Source organism: Methanocella sp., from assembly GCF_035506375.1.
Lineage (GTDB): Archaea > Halobacteriota > Methanocellia > Methanocellales > Methanocellaceae > Methanocella.
Map to the genome: position 1 here is coordinate 22,356 of NZ_DATJPM010000012.1, position 17,769 is coordinate 40,124.

The window sequence follows — 17,769 nt, forward strand, 5'->3', positions numbered from 1 at the left end:
TAACAATTCCTTTATAAACTTAAGAGACATGGGCTAATTCAACATGGTAAAAAAATTATTTTTTCTTAGTGCTTTTTACCTTGGCCGCAGTCTTCAGTATAACTTTTGAGGTAACCTTAGGTTTTACCTTAGGCTCAGCCTTAACACGGGCCGCAGGCTTTGCAGGTGGCTCTTTTGCCGCTTTCTTCGAGCTAATGGGCACCTTTCGGGCAGGTGCCTTCAAGGGCTTCTTCGCTTCTTTTACCGGCTTGACTTCCTTAGACGGCTTTACGGCTTTCGCGGGCTTAACGGCTTTTACGGGGGCTTTTACCGGTACCTTTGGCGCCACCTTTGCAGGTGCCTTAACCGGCTCCTTAGCCTTTTTCGCCTTTGGCGGCACAGGCTTTTCCTTTATTTCCTCTATTTCGACGGGCGCTTTTCCCTTCTTTGCCTTTACCGGGGCGGGCCTCTCCGCGGCCATTTCTTTCTCGGGTTCGGCTATAACCTCCGGGATAAGAATGGGCTTTACGGGCCTTACAGGCTCGCGGGCGAGCAGCTCGATCCAGTTCCCGAGGTCGGGGCAATAGTCGGGCTCGCACTCGTATGTGCAGCCGATGCAGGGCGCGACTTTGCCAGCGGCCATGATCATGCTGAAATCGACCTCTTTCTTCGGCGCCTCTTTCTTCTGAGGCATATATGAGATGCGGTATGTCCGTGTGCCCTTCACCGTTTCCCAGGTCCGCTTTATCTTGCCGTCCGCCTCCAGCTTCGCGATGACACGGGAACACTTACGGCTATCTATATCAAGGTCTTTCCACAGGTCGCTCTGGAGGACGCCGTTGGGTCGGGTCTTGATAAGGGCGAGCGCCTTCTCCTCTAAGCCATCCTCGCTCAAAATCCGATTACTCCTTCACGGGATTTAACAGGATGATGTTGTTGCCTCTAAGGACTACCGAGCCCAGGGTCCTTAGCTTCTGGCCATTCTGGATCTCGGTCGTATCGGTCATGTGAAGGTTCAGGTAATCGTCGGCACTGACCAGAGTACCTTCCAGGATGTTCTTTTCGCCTTTCATTTCCACCTGTATCTTCTGGCCTACGAGTGCCTGAACTTTTTTGTTAGGGAACAAAAAATAATCCTCCTTTCAATAAATTAAAGATAACAGTCTATATTCCACGCATTAGGTATTTGTATTTTTTTATCGTTAGCCTACTGCTCTTTTTGCCTTTTTGACCGTGTTGGCGATGTCCTTGCCCAGCCGCTTGCATTCCTCCAGGTCCTTCTCGGTAGGGGCGAACTGAACGCGCAGCACGGGGTCGACGACCTCCATGCCCAGGGCCCGCAGCATCTTCGCGATGTCCGCCGGCGCCTCGCCGCTCCAGCCGTAGGAGCCGAACGCCGCGCCGACCTTGCCTTTGAGCTGTCCGCCCAGCTCCTTGCCCATGCGCTCGATAAAGTGCTCCATCGGGGCATGCATCTTGTACCAGAATGTCGAGCTGCCAAGCGCAATGGCGCTGGCGTCCCTGAGCTCGGCCATGTCCGCCTCGTAAAAGCTGACCGAGTGGGCGTCCACGCCCCGGTCCTCTGCGCCTTCCGCTATCGCGTCCGCCATTTTTTTCGTATTACCCTGGGTACTCAGGTAAACAACCACTAATTTTGGCCTGGCCATATGTATCATAATTATTTTATTTTAATAAGCAATAATACTTTTGTGATAATTCAATTACTATATTTTTATAAGCGACCGCTTAAGCTTCCGGGCGATGTCCTTACCGAGGAGCTCGCAGGCCTCGATGTCCTTATCGTTCGGCCGGTACTGAATGCGGAGAACCGGGTCCAGAACCTTGAAACCCAGCCGCCGCATCCTTTCCGCGATCATCAGCGGCGCCTCGCCGCTCCACCCGTAGGAGCCGAAGGCTATGCCGAATTTTCCATCGCAGCCCGCGTTTTCCCATCTATCAAGGAGCTTTTGGATGGGCGAAAGCATTTTATGCTCATAGGTGGGCGACCCGACGCCAATGACCTTTGAGCTAAGTACTTCTTCGACCCCTATATCGCACATGCTCACGGCTTCGGCATCCAGTCCCATGGACCTGACACCACCGGCGATAGCTTCAGCAATGAGCTTGGTGTTGCCAGATTTTGTCACATAGACCAGTATTACTTCCCACATACATAGAAAAATATAATAACAATTTAGTTATTCTTTCGCCTATTTTAAGGAGGAAACTTCCATCTCGAATAGCGCTATTGGCATCTCGATACCCCAGTTTTTCAATACTTGTGGATGCACCTCGCCAATGATGCCGGATTTTTTATCGCCGATACATATCTCCGCGCACCTTCCAGGAATGAACGAAGGGTGCTCGACGGCGACGGTCCTCAAAATGTCCGCCCGGCCGAAATTAAAGCATAACGCCTGAAGCCGGGCCTTTATCTCGTTAAAGCCGGCCTTCGAATAGCATAGCGCACAGGCTACGTGCTCCTCTTCCTTCACGCCCGTGTTCTCGAAGTTGTCCAGATGCGCCACTGTACCGACTTCGAAGATGTTCTGCGGGTACTCGCGGTGCAGGTTATTCGAGAGCACGATCATGAGCGAGGGCGCGATCCAGGTGCGCATGATGTTATACTGGTCGGTGTAAGGGTTGGAGAGCTCGACGGCCCGGCCGTCCTCGGGCATGTTCATCTTCGTGTATGTTTCTTCCTTTCCAATGAGGATGAAGTTCAGGGTGTCCTGGCATCCGAGGCCGATCATGACCTCGCGCACGGCATCGTTGAGCTTATTCGTCCCGGCCAGATGGCCTACAGAGGGCGTATTCGGGTATATCGGGGGCATGTTGTTGAAGCCATAAACGCGTCCGATGTCGTCAACGACGTCCCGCACGTGGATGACGTCCGTCCTGTAGGGCGGTATCTCCACGACGACGTAGTCGCTGCCCGTCTCCGCGACGCCATTGCCCATGCGTAATAACAGGTCCTTAGCATTAATGGCCGTCAGGTCCAGGCCCAGTACAGAGTTAATCTCCTGGAGCCCGACGCGCATTGTACGCGCTTCAAGGTTCGGCCTTTCGAGCGTATGGTCCGGATACTCGACCTTGAGGCCGTAGATCTTCGCGCCCCGCATGTACAGCGCATATAAAGCGATATTAAGCATGTAGTCGATCGTGCCCAGGTCCTCGCCTGTGAGCTCGATGAGCAGCTCGTGCGTGTCGATGCTGACTTCGGTCCTCTTAGAGTTAATGATGGGCGGGAAAGAGAACAGGCCTTCCGCGTCGTATATGACCGGCACCAGGTCCTTGTCCTCGAGGACATAGGCGTATTCTTTGCCCTTCTCGTGGCGCTCGAGCACTTCCCCGGGCGTCATGACCTCATTGCTCTGGAGCGGGACGAACTTCACGGCGTCCCGGGCGATAGCACGGTAGTGAATGTCTTTTCCTTCTATCTTCGACAGGTCGTGGATGCCGATGGCTCCCTTCTTCCTGCGGCGGCCGAAGGTGCCGTGAAGCTTCTCCTGCAGGTGCATTATCGATTTAATGGATTCATCCGTAAAGTGAATGTCCCTGACGATGGCGCCCGTGACGAAGGGCCTGACATGCTCCAGCTTCCGATCGACGATGATGCGGTAGTCGGACTTTTCAACAGACGGTATGGTCAATCCCGTCTTAATGCCATAATAGGCACGCAGCATGAGAGCTATGCCCTCCTCGCAAAGCAGGTCGGCCCGGTCGCTCGTGACCTCGAAGGTCACATCGTCACCGTCTACGGCCTCAGTCTCCAGGCCCAGCTCGAACAGGTCATCCCTGAGCTTATCGAGGGAAATGTCCTTGCCGATGAGCTTGATGAGATCAGGATAGTTTACCGTTACTGTTGCCATATGACGGGCACGCTCCTGAGGAAGTTGATGTCGCAGAGAGGACCATGCAGGTCTCGAATGTCCTCATATCCGTACAGGATCATTAATAAGCGCTCCAGGGCCAGTCCCCAGGCTATGACATCGCAGTCGATGTCGTAGGGTGCCAGCATTTCTTTCCGGAACATGCCGGAGTTGCCCACCTCGATCATCCGGCCGCTCCTCGGGTGCCGGCCATAGATCTCCAAGCTCGGCTCCGTGTACGGGTTATACGTCGGCTTGAAGCGGAGGTCCTTGATTCCGAAGCGGGAGTAGAACTCCCTGAACGTGCCCATCAAGTCCCGCATGCTAAGCTGGTGGTCCATGATCCAGCCTTCGATCTGGTAGAATTCGAGCAGGTGAGTGATATCGATGGTATCGTTCCTGAAAACGGGCGCTACCGAGAAGAACTTCTGAGGCGGTTTATTGTACTTTGCCAGGTATCGGGCTGTCACCGAGGTCGTGTGGCCCCTGAGCACGAGCTTTTTCGCGATCTGCTCGTCCCACTCGTAATTCCAGCCCCGGGAACCGGTCTCGCCGCCGTACTCGTGGATGTCCCGGACACGGTGGACAAGATCACTGGGAAGCTTATGGATGTACTTCGGCTTCTTCAGGTTGAACTGGTCCCACTGCGTTCTCGCCGGGTGGTCCTGGGGCATGAATAATAGGTCGTTTACATAGAATTCAGCGTCGACCATGGGGCCCTCCATCTCTTTGAAACCCATCTCGATGAGTACGCGCTTGACCTTGTCCATGGCCATGCGGAGGATGTGTTTCCTGCCGCCGTACTCCATCAGGACGGGCGCGCTCACGTCGAACTTTCTGAATGACTTGCCCTGCCAGGCGCCGGAGGCGATCATCTCGGGCGTAAGCTGGCCGGCCTCTTCTTCGACCGTGATGCCCTTTTCTTTGAGCTCAGCCCCTGCAGCCGTAATGAGAATTATCTTTTCTTTTTCTTCTTTTAGCATAACGAGGTTACGCTTAAGCAGGTCTTTCATAGTCTTATCAGGCAGATCCTCCTGCTCTTTGCCCTCGTACAGGATCGCCAGCGCTACTTCGTCGGGCGTCTTTTCGGCTTTTTGCGGCACCAGGACGGTATCGCCGTCCTTCTTCTCGAACTTCGCCCAGCCTTTTTGCCTTAGCCAGCCCATGGCGATGCTGACAGTCGCTGGCGGAAACCTGGCCTTTAATTCCTTTAACGCCGCTCCCTGAGGCGGAAGCCCGTTAAAAATTATCCGCTCCGGGAGCCCCGCTTCCGCGTATTTCCGGCCCTCGTCCGTCAGCACATATTCCGAGACGACCTCGTCCTGGACGGCCGCCAGCCTCTTTTCCTCCAGCAGGTAGGCGGCGTGCGTGACGGCCTCGGCCTTGAGGCCCGTGGTCTTCGAGACTTCCCGTGCGGTCATCTCGATGTCGCCGATGGCCTTTAAAACGATCTTTTCGTTAGCAGACAGATCCATATGCCGAATTACCCTCTATGATCTTTATTTGAGCTCTTTTGTCTTTTTTATATGAATTTGGTCGCCTTCCTTGACGCTGTAGTATTCTTTCATAGTTTTCTTGAGTTTAGCGACCTCTTTTCTATCCTGCGGCCTCTTTAACTTATCGTAGGCGGCACTGTAATCGCTTACGATGAACTGATCCACGATCTCCTTCGCCTTTTCCCGCTTCTCCTGATGCTTCTCCAGGAAGCTAGCCACGCGGTCGGCCAGCTGCTGCTTACATTCGCCGCACATGATCTCGCCGCGCATGCATTTCTGCTCGCGCGCGTTGAGCTTTTCCTGGTCCTCTTCGAAGAGGTAATAGTAATACTGGAATATGGCGCAGACGCCGGGCACTCCGCCCAGCTTTTTCTGCTCCTCGACAGACACGCGGCCGCCCGTGAACGCGCTGAGTACCTTTTTTCTGGCGGTATTCGGATCGTCCGTCGTATATATCGTCGTCTCGGGCCTGGAGGCGGACATCTTATCGGAGCCGGCCAGGCTCGGCAGGAATGTGCAATGGATGGCCGCAGGCTTGTAATAGCCCAGCTTAGGCGCCACGTCCCTGGTGACCCGGAAATGCGGGTCCTGGTCGATCGCATGAGGAATGAGCACCGGTATATTCTTTCCCGCATGGACCGAGGGCAGGAATGCAGGCGCCGACTGCATCGATGTAAAGAAGATCATGCCGATGTTCGAGCTATTATCGTAGCCGAAGACGGCCTTTGCAGTGGAGAACGTCACGCGCTTCGCGACCTCGATGGCGATCTTGTATAATGTCTTGCTATATTCGACGTCGGAAAAGATGAAGGTCTTCTTCGGGTCGAAGCCCAGCGCTATGACATCAAGCGCATTATCATAGGAGTAGGACATACCCTCTTTGAGGGCTATATCGTCTTTGAACAGGAATTTTTCCTCGTCCGTCATCTGAAAGTAGAGAGGAACGTCAAAAGTGTCCTGAAGATACTTCGTGAACAACCATGGCAATAGATGGCCCAGGTGTGTATGGCCCGACGGCCCCCTGCCGGTGTAGAGCACGAACTTTTCACCCTGCTCGTACTTATCCAGCAGCCATTTCAGGTCACGATGCGAGAAGAATATCTTTCTTTGCATGGCCACAGGTATGCTGCCCGTGATGCGCTTCCAGCGTTGCAGCAGCTCATCGTCGATCGGCTCCGTGCCGAACTCCTGTATCAGCCGGGCGTAATCCACCTTTCCGGTGACGTCCCACGGCGTGACCTTGAATCCCTCGTTCATTTCCATCGTTCCTATAGCTTAATGCGCCCGAGGCTGAAATACTGTACGCTTTCATTATGTAAATCTGCGCCTGCTTTTTCGAAAGCGAAGACCATTTCCTTCCGGACGCTGTTCGCAAGCCTCACCGACCTTGAAAGATCGGGCAGGTTAAACACGTGCCCATCCCCTATATAGTCTACAAGGTAGAGCGAATGCGGTATTTTTTTGACCGTTTCGATCTTGAGATAAACCCTGAAGTGGCTGCCGAACTTGAATCCGGTCTTGGCGACCAGGCCCCGGTCCCGCAGGTCGGCGTAGACCCGCAGCTTGCCTTCGAAGTCGCGGTCTATTGTGCGCGTTTTTTCTATAAAGGTTTCGAGGTTTATCGGCTCATTCTTTTCCGTGTCGAGGATCTCAAGGCCGTACTTGTTCATTAGGTAGGCGGACTCGACCAGCGATAGCTGTAGGCGCTTCTCGTCCAGCATGTTCCCATAGAAACCCTGTTCGTGGAGCTGCCTGGACATGTCCTGGTCCCAGATGATGACCCGGTCGGCCATCATGGTTGCGACGCCCTTCTTCATCTCGATTTCGAGCGGCCCCATTCCGCCCCGCATGCGCTGGAACCTGACGCCATAGTAGGTGATGTCGCTCTCCTCGTCGACGATGGCGAGCGCCATTTCCCGGCGGACGTTCACTGCGGCCTGCAGGTTAGATATCAGCTGCGTCATGGGGAGCGGCTTACGCTCCGTGACTACATGGACAAATAGATGCGAAGCCGTGACACCGGGTTTACCTCCCCGGGGGTAGACGCGAAAATCGGTAACGCCTGGCTGGACATAGTAGCCCCTTTCCCGGAGATCCCTATAAACGATGTACTTCAGCTCGAAGTATTCCTGCAGGTGTGAGGCTTCGATAAAAAGGTCCTTGAATGAGAGCTCTTTTCCATGTGATTCCACCGAGATCTTTTCCCGGTCTGCGAGATATGCGGCTTCGACTAAAGCAAGCTCCAGGGAATCGTCCTTCAGGCGGCCATAATAGAGGTTATTGTATAATTCCTCGATGGCATCCCTGCCCATGACCACCCGGTCGCCCTTTAACTCGCCCTTCATAGAATAAACGCTCGTCCGAATCTACTACCAGATTGCGATTGTTTATATAAAAAACTATTGTTCACCGGCAGCGAAATAATGCCGACAGACGCCGATTATGATAAAAGCTTTTCAGTATTTGGGATCAGGTAGCTCGCGGTCGCGCCGGTCATGGCACCTTTCGTACCGGGTAAGCCACCTTGCTTCTTTTACCGATGAACGATCCGTCCACGTCGGCGGCCATCTGGCGGGCCACGCTTGTTGGTATCCCCATGGCCATGAGGTCGGGCGGCAGCCAGACGTTGCCGGTGGGATCCGTCGGCCCGACGAAGGCCGAATCCTTCGGCGCATTCTCGGCCATCCCCGCCGGGAAAGTGATCATCGTGGCACAGGTCGGCCCGGCGGACATGAGGACCTTATAGAACGGGTCCGCACTATGATAGGCGGCGAGCCCGGCCAGATTCCGTATTTGCTCGCAGCCGCCGAACAATACGATGGAGCGTATATCCTTATCCTCGACGTTCGGTGTGATAGGAGACACGACGACGTATTTAACGGGCGTTATCTTGCCGGAACGCTGCGACTGTTCCTCGAAGAGCTCCGGCGAAGCCTTCAGGTGTTCGGCGGCACCGCCATGAAAGTCTGGCGTCCCTATGGTTACAAAATACTTCAGCTTCGGATGCGCGGCCTGGAACCCCATCCAATGCTGGCCTCCCCCGCAGCATCCTTCCAGCCCCGACGATATGTAAAAAGCGGGTGTCTGGTCGTTCACAGCGCTCATATATACGGCGCGCGCTATACACCTGTTCAGGGAGGTCGACGGGATAGCGCTCTCCGGTGCTATATCCGAGCCATAGATGCAAAGCGGCCGGAGCTTCAGGCGTCCGGCCTCCGTAAGCTTTTTCCCCATCTCGGCGAGTCCAGCCATAATTATACCTGAACAAAAATATGGGTTATAAACTGTGATATCCTTTTTGGTTTAAGCGATGGGTCAAAGCCTTCGGCGCCCGGTGCCTCAGCCAGTGTCCCGTACTGGAAATCGCCGGCCCGATCATAATAATCGGCCATCTCCTGTATATCCCCATTTATGTTGCCCATCGCATTTCGACTTTTGCAGTCTAAGGGGTTATGGTCACGCTGATCTGCTTTGTTTCGGGAACCTCGAACTGGATCCAGAACGGGCCCGTCTGGTTGACCGGGTGAGGCGCTTTATCGCTATAGATGATGACGTTCTTCTCGTCTGCGACTTTCAAATAGTACGTGGGGCTCCAGTCATCGTGGAAACCCACTATGAATTTGCCCTTGGAATCCGTCTTATTTCCATATTCGAAACCGCCCCTCGTATCCACAAGCACTTCGAAACCGCTCGCCGGCACGCCGTTATAGGTGATGTTGCCGGTGAGGACGTGAACGCCGGAGGCGTTGCTATCGATGCCCGACTCGAGTGGCGCGGTGTAGATTAAGTCAATGTGGACGGGCGCCGTGGGTTTTGGCAACGGGGTCGCCGTGGTCGTCGGGGCTGGCAAAGGCGTAGGAGAGGCGGGAGTTGGCGTCGTCGTAATGGAAGGCGCTATAGATTCAATGTAAGAGCGTAATGCGCCGACACATCCGGAGTCGGCCAGTGTTACGGCCACGATCATGACCGCAATGAGTATCAGTATTGCTTTTTTATTTATCATAATCGGACCATCCCATATAGATGAATACGGATGCTGCTCAACTCTAAAATTTTTTCCCTGGTGGATAAGGCATTTAATATATATTGTTGAGCATAGTTATAATATCGTTGTCCATTGGCGTAGCACGGCTAAGAATATGCCAGCCGCCATTATATTCCAGCTCGACTATGTCGCCGACAGGATGCTCCTTCTGGATGAACTTGATCTGCCGCTGGTCGATGGGTATCCTGATCGTATCATGACCCACTTTTACGACAATATGCGCAAGCGACGATATCGAAATCCAGCCAGTCGCATATCCGGCGACCCGGCCGTGAATGACACCCCAGTGAACCTTATGGACCATTTACTATACCTGTTATAAAAATAAATATCAAAAAATATATAGGCCTTTGATAATAATGGCAAAAAATTCGGGCGGTCATGCCATAAAGAGCAATAGCATGCTGCTTAATCGCCTTTTATCTCATCGAACGCCAGGCTTTCCCAGTCTCTCAGGCCTTTGACCATCTCAAACTCTACCGGCGTGAGCACGGGCGCCGGGAACCGGCCGGCCTCGTCGATGGCGATGCGGGGGCAGGCCGTGGACACGTAGGCATCGACCTTGAAGTTCAGCAGCCGGTCGGGCGTGATCTCCTTGATGGAGATGAGCACCGCATCGCCGGCGATATTTTTTAATTTTTTTGCCAGGTCCGGGCGCTGCTGCCCGGACTTCATGCCGATGATGATGCCCCATTTCTTCGCCCCCATGGCCTTCGCCATGACGGCGTAGCGCTGCTTCATTATTTTATCGACGTCAACAAGGCGGGCTTCGCCCGTGAACGGGTCGGCGGCCACGACGGGCACCTTATGGGCGAGCCTCATGCCCATCGGGTGGAAGTTGCCCGTGCCCACGAAGAGGATGGAGTCGACGCCGCCGGGCACGGCGCTGAAGTTGCAGCCCAGTACCTGGCCCGGGTAAGTGATGCGGGAGTCGCCTTTCGAGATAACGGGCTCTTTGGCGGCCCCGTTGAGTATTTTAACGATGTCGTCCAGCTTATGGATGTGCTGGACCGTGGTCACGACGCCCACTTTCTGGCCCAGCATGGGTAATGCATTGAGGACGGCCCGCTCGACGTCGACGTCATGGTAATACTCCATGAAGACGATGCGCTCGTCATCCGATATGCGCGAATGGCCGAAGTGGAAGAGCACGTCCACCATATCGAGCAGGGCATCGTCGATGTCACAGGCGCCGTAGCACGGATCGCCTGAAATGATGACGAGCGCGCCCGTCTTTTCCTCGACCTCTTTCGCCAGGTCCGGGCCCTGCCGCTTCAGTCCCTCGGGGAATTGAAGACCTACGGTCTTTGCGTTACGGGCTTTAATGGTCTCGAGGATCTTCCGGACGTCGAACATCGCTGAAAATAAGATAGAAGAACCCTAATGAATACTTTTGCATAAAAAAGGAAATACAGGGCTACTTTTTCGTGACCTTCTCCTCGCCCATGATAAACTTGGCAATGAGGAAAACGACTAACGCGATTATGATAAAGTTGATCAGTTGCGACAGGAAGTCGCCCCATTTAAATAACATCCCGGCAATATTAAGCGTCGCAGTCTGCCATGCGCCACCCGGGATCAGTTTCCCGATAATTGGCATGATGATATCATTTACAAGTGCCGTGATCAGTGACGTAGCTGCAACGCCCATGATAAATGCGACAGCCAGCCCCATTACCTTATATTCCGCTAAGAATTCCTTAAATTCCTGTAACAATCCCATGGATATACCTCTGAACAATCGCTTTTTAAACAATATGAAAGACTTACTATATATAATTAAAGAAATTAAAAAAAAGCTGGATGCCCCTATACAATTAGCAAGAGGGGAGTATAAGGACATCCGTCTCTGATCATCTTTATATCCAGGCCGAGTACGTGCACAGGCAACCCCATTGCCGGGGGAGCCGGGGCAGACTTTGTATCTCGGACCAGGAGTACTGGTGCTTGCCCCTGGTACACGAGATACAGTGGTTACCGTTTGCTGGAAGGATCTTGATTCCCTTGCCCAGCCGTGTCGTTGCCAGCTTTTCGAGGTCCATGTTCGTGCACGCCTCGCTCATGCGCATGCGCGCATAGAGCTGGGCGATCTCGAGCGGGTCGTCCAGGTTACACGTCGCCGCATAGCCGCAGCACGAGTTTGTCCTGAGCACGTTGCCGAACACGGTCCAGCCGAACTCGCCGTTCGACGTATCGAGAATGCGCTTGCCGGCGTCGGCGTACGTCTCTCCCAATAATGCCGACAGGGCTAGCTTCGCGCCGACTTCCTTGCGCTGACTTTCAAGCATGGGAAGCTCGCTATAGTCGTTGGAGAGAATGTAGGCGGCCATCCTCAGGCAGGCTTCGGGCATGCCCTTCGACCAGTCGATGCCCGGACCACGCGGGAATATCTGCTGAGTCTCGTGGAGTGCGATGCGCTGGCCGGCACGGGTGAGGTCTCCGTTCATCAGGTAGGCCATGGCGCTCGCCTCCATCGTTTTTCGGGCCATTTCTTTCTGGGCCAGGTAGAACTCTAAGCGTTTTTTACCTTCGCCCGTTGCCCGGTAAAGCCGTATATCCGCGACCTCGCCTGCCGCGGCGGTCAACGGTATGCTGTCCAGGTACCGGGCGATCATCTCCGATTTCCTGGCCTTCGGGTTCACCGATATGCTGTGTTTGTCTAAAAGCGACTTGATATCTGATACGCGGAATTTGGAATCGAATTTTTCTTCTAACGATGCCTCCTCGATGAGGCCCTCACTGCAAAATAAAGCGATATTGTGTTCTAAAGACCCGACTATCGGGGTCCAGGAGTGAAGTAAATTGTCGTCGACCTGCTGTCTGGTGAGGCAAATCAGCAGCTCGTACTGGGCCGGGCTGACCCGGTTGTAGTTTTCGGGAGTATACCCTAGGAACTGATAGAGTAAGCTCATCCTTTCCATCCCCATTTCCTTTAAACCATAAAAGGTATTAAGCTTTGTGCTCCCTGCGATTGAAAAATAGCCCGATGGTCAATAGGGCTCTAATGCACTCATAAAGCGGTGGGAGGGCTCGCTATCGTCCTTACCTCCGGGACGCTTTCAATACGGCAGACCTGAAACCCCTCGCGCGCCAGGAAAGAGGGCACACTCCGGACCACATTCCGGTCCAGATCCTTGATATCTTCGGGAAGCTTATCCCAGTCCAGGATATAGGGACTGGTCTTCTTTTCCAGATTCTTCGGGCCGGGAGCATATTTGTAGCCCTGTAATAATCTTTCTCTTACCCAGCGGTCGTGCTCCATTATGGACATCGTCTCGACCTCTTCGGCCGAGAACTCGATGAGCCGGGCCCCCCAGTCATTCAGCGGCATGATGTCACAGCCGACCGCCTTGAGACGGGCCATGATGCCGTCGGCGCTGCGCCGGTTGGACTCCTTCAGGTCTTCGGGCAGCTCATCCCACGGCACCATCGACGGGTTCGATACGGCGCCTGCCTCCCCCTGTTTCTGGAGATAGTCTTCGTGTATCGCCCGGGCCAGGATAGCGTTGATGCCACCCAGTAACACTTCATGCCGGTAGGCCTCGTTTAAGAGCGGGAATATCTCCAGGCCCTCACCCTGGACCATGCCTGCAAGCCCGGAATCCTGTTCTATGCACAGGACTGTCTGGCCGGAAGTATGCTGAATATGCGGAAGAATCGAGAGTGCGATCAATACGCCGGACACGTCATCACCATGGCAAAAATAGGTCCGGAGCCGGCTATAATCCTTAAAGAGGTGCGCCAGCATATCGCCCCTTAAAAATTCAGGCGATAGAATATCGATGTCGAGGGCCGTGATATCGCACGCTTCCGCCATGCGTGGATAATATAAGGAAAGGCGCTCTTTCATATCTTTCGCGCCCCTGTCGACCAGAACGAGGCGGGGTTTTCCCCTCACCCCGCTATAGTACCAGCCCCGGGCCGCCTCGACAGCGATGTTCTCGCCGATCTTGCCCGGGCCGATGATCATTATTCCCTCGGCTGGGGCAGGATATTTTCCGAGCAGGACGCGGGCGCCGCTGTTATAGCTATTGATGAACTCGACGCGGAACGCATCGGGCTTCCCCATCCTGAGCTGAAAGCCCCGGAGCAGGCTCCACAGGCGGATATCCGCGATATGCACGTAGCAGGTGAGGACCTTGCTCTTACTTTCTCCCGAGAGCCTGCCGGCATTGACCGCCGCCTCCGCATTCACGCCTTCGTTGTCCAGGACAGCGATAATATAACGGGCCACATCGACTTTCGCTTTTCTGAGTATTTCAGGATCTGAGCCGCTCCCTGCCAGCACGATGGCGTCCAGATCACGGCACTTTTCCCGCATGCCTGGGGTAAGGCCATTATCCACGACCACGATACGGTAGCCGCGCTCATAAAAGTCCTTAGCCAGTAACAGGGCGCGAGGGTTCATTCCGCAGATGATCACGTGGTCCCGGACGAGCCATTTTAAATAAAATTGCTGTAGCCTTTCCTGGAACACCCTCCCGAAGAGCATGATGATCATGTAAAAAGGAAAGATCGGGGCCAGCAGGCGGACGATCTCGAGCTCGAAGTTAATCGAGCCGCTGGCAAGGTTCGAGCCCATTATAAAGAGCTGCAGTAGCGAGTAGAGGATATCCGGAAGCGACCTTATCTGCCCGAGCGAGCTATAATAGTTCTTTAGCCCGAAGTATCCGGCCGCCAGAACGATCATCAAGAAGAGCAGGATCGCGGGCCATTCAATGATATGCCACGTGCGCTGGATGTATTTTCGCCATAAAATGACGGGCTTATTTAGTTTTGGCTGTGAAGCCACCCCTTCTCCGGCACCGCTCATGTAAATACTAAATAAGCGTCGGATTGTTATATAATTATTATTCGACCTGTCAGTTGTGAGAGATTTATGGCCGAAGCGCGCAAAATATTAATAGGACCATTTGTATCTATGTACTGCTTTATACAAGATGCCTCTGTGGCTCAGCCTGGTAGAGCGGCTGACTTGTAATCAGCAGGTCCCGAGTTCAAATCTCGGCGGGGGCTCTTTTCCTTTTTAAAGCCCGATTTGAGGTTGTTTTGCCAATCCGAGCGATTTATGCTTGCTGACTGGGTTTACAGGAAATACATATTTATTTGGCTTTGTTTCAGCTATCTACTGACAGTCACGCAGACATTTATCAGCGAATCAATATTGGTCTTGTGACCATATAATGGTTTATGTTTAACCCATATATCCATGAATGGTTGTTGTGATAACTTTAAAAATTTCTAATAATCCCTGTTGGGGGGAACCTTTTGATTTTTTGTTGAGTAGACATTACCAATCTCGGTCTTTAGCTTGAATGGTAGATAGAAATGCCGATATTCATACGCATTTTTGGGGATGCTTTCGATAGTTTTATTACCATTTAATATATAAATTAAATATATATAAATGTAATAGTTTGAGGAGGGTATCGTATGAGAGGGTTGAAAGTAGCCTTAATAATATCACTAATGCTTGCATTTATGATTCCGGTGAGCGCGTTATCAATGCCTTACCAATTTGGTTCGTTGATGAGTTTTCCAGAACTTTCGATGAATATAAATCCGTTAGGCACGTCTTCACTCTGGACGAGCGATAGTAGTCCTACAATGTTTAAAGCTCCTTCTATGGATTTATCATCAATCGCATTTCCTAGTTTAAGCGAACTTAATGGATTTCAAATAATGCCATCCACCACGACTGTTAGCTCGCCGATTACTTCAATGAAGAAGGGTGGATTTGGGCAAGATGCTCCTGAGCAAAATCCTATACCGTTACAAGATATCACTGTGCCTCAGGATAAAAAGAACAAAGCACTCGAAATAGCCGCAAATTCTCCACTATGTAAAGAATATAACGTATACCCCGATGATAGCTGGCAAGCCCGGTGGGAGACGGACCCGAGTGATGGCCACACTATACGCGTAAGTACAGGATTACCCAATTACTATAGCGTGGAAATCGTTGTCGATTTAAACACTGGCAACGTAGTTAAATCAGATTATGTCCCACCGATATAGAGAAGTGCCGTATGATAGGATTACGGTAACCATTTAGATGGGTTATCTTCAACCTATGGGGGCTAAACAAGTCAAATACACGTAAAAATAGTCTACCCGGTAAAATAACCCTACCCATGCCATCTTTTTACCAGTGGCTGCAATTAAGTATTAGCACCTTTCGGGCATCCTATAAGCTGACGTAATAACATACCGCTACAACCGGGCGTCGGTGACGGAGCGAGAATGGAGCGAGGAAGCGGAGCTGACGAGCGAGATGAGGACGAGAAACAGGCGAGCTTCGCCAGAATTTTTAGATAGCGAACGGTCTTAAAAAATAATGGGCAGGTCCATAATCCTATACGGTATCGAATGATTGTCAAACATTTGTTAAACAATCATTCAACCTTCTTCAGACCCGCTTCAATATCATCCCGAACGATTTCCATTGGTACGCCCAGATTTCTACCGATGCATTCCGCTTCTTCGAGCTTATATTTTTTAGATTCACCAGTCTCCGCATCACCATAGAGGTATTTTATGGCCCCCACTGCTTTCTTTACCAAATTCTGGTATTCGGCGCTCCGCCGCGCGGGCTCCGCCGCCTCCAGCATCCCCCGGTATTGTTTTGCCTCCGCCTCTTTTATTTCGCCGATTGCCCGAAGCTCCGCCTCGATGGCCGCCATCTCGGCCTGTAGCTCCTTTAACCTTCGGCGTTTAGCGGCTTCATCGTCTTTTAAGAAGAGCGTGACGGCTTCCCGGATGGCGGAAGACACGTTTTGGCCATATTTTGCCTTGAGCGTCGCAATTTGCCAGCCATACAGGGAAGCTGATACTTGGTTGGCCTTCTCTTTGTAAGGTTTCCTATGGTTGGCCATAAGTCTACCTCAGATGAAAGGGGGATACGGCCTTAATAGGCCATACCCTCATTCAGCCTCTTCTGGAAGGCATTAGCATCCGTCGCCAGATAGTGTTCGAGGACTTCCAGCGAGCGTTGTCCGACCTGCTTCTGGACGTCCCGGAGATTGTTCCCGGGAATGTTGGCCATCGCTGTAATCGCCGTGTGGCGTGCGCGATAGGGGTAAAACCGGCCCTCGATGTGGTGCCTCTTCTTCGTGCGGTACCATATCTGCCGGATGCTATCCGGGTTTATCGGCTTCCCTTCCCGGACCACGAACATATAATCGCTGTTGTAGCCGTTCTGCGCCAGCCACAGATTCCGTTCAGCCACATACTCCATGAGGACGCCATAAGCTTCGTCGGTGAGCGAAGCAATCCGGTCCCTCTGCGTCTTGGTGTGCTGGACGTGCAGGCGCTTCGTATCGTGCAGGATACAATCCATGGTAAGGGCCGCCGCCTCGCCGGGACGCATGCCGGTCGTGAAGAGCACCCAAAATATTGCACGGTCGCGTAGGCACATCTCGGGGTCGTGGAGCAATTTAAAACGCGTGGCCGGGTCGATGATTTTGGCCTTCGGGTCCGGGACGTCGAGGTGCGGCATGGCCACCGCGTCCTGATACTTCCCCGTCCGCTTTTTCTTCTCACTGACAATCTCGATGTCCCGGCCCTGCGACCGGGCCCAGTGCCTTAGGGCGATGAGGTATAGCCGGATGGAATTCGCCTTCCCACCCCGGGCGAGCATTTGGTTCTTCAGCTTCTCCGCATTCGCCTGCGAGGGCTCCGTAATGGCGTAATTCCTGATGATATCCATCACGGCACGAATGGTCGTTTCCTTCGTTTTTTTACCAAGGTTATGGCTGCTTAAATGCGCCTCCAACCTCGTTATATTGTTTTTATTAGACATATGATACTTCCTCGTATCATAGCCTATCACCGGCGTTCCCATGTCCCGTATATCATAAATACTTCGTGGCAAGTTTCCAACGTCTTCCGCCCCGACCACCTGCTGGTTCTTCGCTGCTTTATATAAACTGACTCTGCTTTGCTTCATTTCCAATGTCCTGCTGACAAGTTTTTCTGTGACATCTCAGGCAGATGGTTGAATAAAAGCCCGCTGCTATTTTTATAAAGTATAACATGCAGCCCATGATTTCCAATTGGTAATCTTGTAATCAGCAGGTCCCGAGTTCAAATCTCGGCGGGGGCTCTTTTCCTTTTTAAAAGCCAAATATACTGTCTATTTTTATTTTGGACCCATTTCCAAGCGCTGACAAATTAAGCCAAATTTATATGTATCTGGCATCACATGCTGACCCATACAATTTTAATAACTATCTAAATCGATATACTACTTCTTTCTTTTCATCATAGCTTATCTGTAAGTCTTATCACAAGTTTACGGGCTCAAGAATATAATGTAACACATAAGCCATATCTGCCACAAGCGGAATATATCTCAACAGGTTGCCTATGCCCAGGC

At 52.5% G+C, this 17,769-nt stretch carries 18 protein-coding genes and 1 tRNA gene; 2 read left to right on the forward strand and 17 right to left on the reverse strand.

Features of this window, described 5'->3' with window-relative positions; genetic code table 11:
• Window positions 1-55 precede the first annotated feature (55 nt).
• From VMC84_RS01435 to VMC84_RS01505, 15 genes are all read right to left on the reverse strand, one after another.
• Window positions 56-874, reverse strand: coding sequence for a transcription factor TFIIIC (locus VMC84_RS01435; RefSeq protein WP_325377418.1), 819 nt, complete (start codon window positions 872-874; stop codon window positions 56-58).
• Between the two features lie 7 nt (window positions 875-881).
• Complete coding sequence (locus tag VMC84_RS01440; RefSeq protein ID WP_325377420.1) at window positions 882-1,106, reverse strand: LSM domain-containing protein; 225 nt, start codon at window positions 1,104-1,106, stop codon at window positions 882-884.
• Between the two features lie 75 nt (window positions 1,107-1,181).
• Window positions 1,182-1,646: a flavodoxin domain-containing protein gene (locus tag VMC84_RS01445; protein ID WP_349256727.1), complete on the reverse strand. Its 465-nt coding sequence runs from the start codon at window positions 1,644-1,646 to the stop codon at window positions 1,182-1,184.
• Window positions 1,647-1,703: 57 nt separating this feature from the next.
• A complete protein-coding gene (locus tag VMC84_RS01450; protein ID WP_325377423.1) occupies window positions 1,704-2,150 on the reverse strand; it encodes a flavodoxin domain-containing protein in 447 nt (148 codons plus the stop codon).
• 39 nt (window positions 2,151-2,189) lie between these two features.
• The gene (gene pheT, locus VMC84_RS01455; RefSeq protein WP_325377424.1) at window positions 2,190-3,851 is read right to left on the reverse strand and encodes a phenylalanine--tRNA ligase subunit beta; all 1,662 of its coding nucleotides are present in this window, start codon (window positions 3,849-3,851) and stop codon (window positions 2,190-2,192) included.
• On the reverse strand, window positions 3,839-5,326 hold the full coding sequence (locus VMC84_RS01460) for a phenylalanine--tRNA ligase subunit alpha (RefSeq protein WP_325377425.1): 1,488 nt from the start codon (window positions 5,324-5,326) through the stop codon (window positions 3,839-3,841). The genes pheT and VMC84_RS01460 overlap by 13 nt, the downstream gene beginning before the upstream one ends.
• 24 nt (window positions 5,327-5,350) lie before the next feature.
• Window positions 5,351-6,604, reverse strand: coding sequence for a tryptophan--tRNA ligase (locus VMC84_RS01465; protein ID WP_325377427.1), 1,254 nt, complete (start codon window positions 6,602-6,604; stop codon window positions 5,351-5,353).
• A gap of 11 nt (window positions 6,605-6,615) precedes the next feature.
• Entirely contained in the window at window positions 6,616-7,692 is a 1,077-nt protein-coding gene (gene endA, locus VMC84_RS01470; protein WP_325377429.1) for a tRNA-intron lyase, read from the reverse strand.
• Window positions 7,693-7,840: 148 nt separating this feature from the next.
• A complete protein-coding gene (locus tag VMC84_RS01475; RefSeq protein WP_325377431.1) occupies window positions 7,841-8,599 on the reverse strand; it encodes a DUF169 domain-containing protein in 759 nt (252 codons plus the stop codon).
• 190 nt (window positions 8,600-8,789) lie between these two features.
• On the reverse strand, window positions 8,790-9,350 hold the full coding sequence (locus VMC84_RS01480) for a hypothetical protein (RefSeq protein ID WP_325377433.1): 561 nt from the start codon (window positions 9,348-9,350) through the stop codon (window positions 8,790-8,792).
• A gap of 73 nt (window positions 9,351-9,423) precedes the next feature.
• Window positions 9,424-9,696 (reverse strand): hypothetical protein, encoded by a 273-nt coding sequence (locus tag VMC84_RS01485; RefSeq protein ID WP_325377435.1) that lies wholly within the window; start codon window positions 9,694-9,696, stop codon window positions 9,424-9,426.
• 104 nt (window positions 9,697-9,800) lie between these two features.
• Entirely contained in the window at window positions 9,801-10,748 is a 948-nt protein-coding gene (gene dph2 / locus VMC84_RS01490; protein WP_325377437.1) for a diphthamide biosynthesis enzyme Dph2, read from the reverse strand.
• Window positions 10,749-10,809: 61 nt separating this feature from the next.
• On the reverse strand, window positions 10,810-11,115 hold the full coding sequence (locus tag VMC84_RS01495) for an MscL family protein (protein ID WP_325377438.1): 306 nt from the start codon (window positions 11,113-11,115) through the stop codon (window positions 10,810-10,812).
• A 136-nt stretch (window positions 11,116-11,251) separates the two neighbouring features.
• The gene (locus tag VMC84_RS01500; RefSeq protein ID WP_325377440.1) at window positions 11,252-12,304 is read right to left on the reverse strand and encodes a hypothetical protein; all 1,053 of its coding nucleotides are present in this window, start codon (window positions 12,302-12,304) and stop codon (window positions 11,252-11,254) included.
• Between the two features lie 98 nt (window positions 12,305-12,402).
• Window positions 12,403-14,205, reverse strand: a complete 1,803-nt coding sequence (locus tag VMC84_RS01505; RefSeq protein WP_325377442.1) for an NAD-binding protein — start codon at window positions 14,203-14,205, stop codon at window positions 12,403-12,405.
• 129 nt (window positions 14,206-14,334) lie between these two features.
• On the opposite strand from VMC84_RS01505, the gene VMC84_RS01510 reads away from it, so the two are divergent.
• A tRNA-Thr gene (locus tag VMC84_RS01510) sits at window positions 14,335-14,408 on the forward strand.
• Window positions 14,409-14,825: 417 nt separating this feature from the next.
• A complete protein-coding gene (locus VMC84_RS01515) occupies window positions 14,826-15,410 on the forward strand; it encodes a hypothetical protein (protein WP_325377443.1) in 585 nt (194 codons plus the stop codon).
• A gap of 377 nt (window positions 15,411-15,787) precedes the next feature.
• Here VMC84_RS01515 and VMC84_RS01520 read toward each other — a convergent pair whose 3' ends face one another.
• Both VMC84_RS01520 and VMC84_RS01525 read right to left on the reverse strand, forming a co-directional pair.
• Entirely contained in the window at window positions 15,788-16,267 is a 480-nt protein-coding gene (locus tag VMC84_RS01520; RefSeq protein WP_325377444.1) for a hypothetical protein, read from the reverse strand.
• 32 nt (window positions 16,268-16,299) lie between these two features.
• A complete protein-coding gene (locus VMC84_RS01525) occupies window positions 16,300-17,340 on the reverse strand; it encodes a tyrosine-type recombinase/integrase (protein ID WP_325377446.1) in 1,041 nt (346 codons plus the stop codon).
• Window positions 17,341-17,769 lie beyond the last annotated feature (429 nt).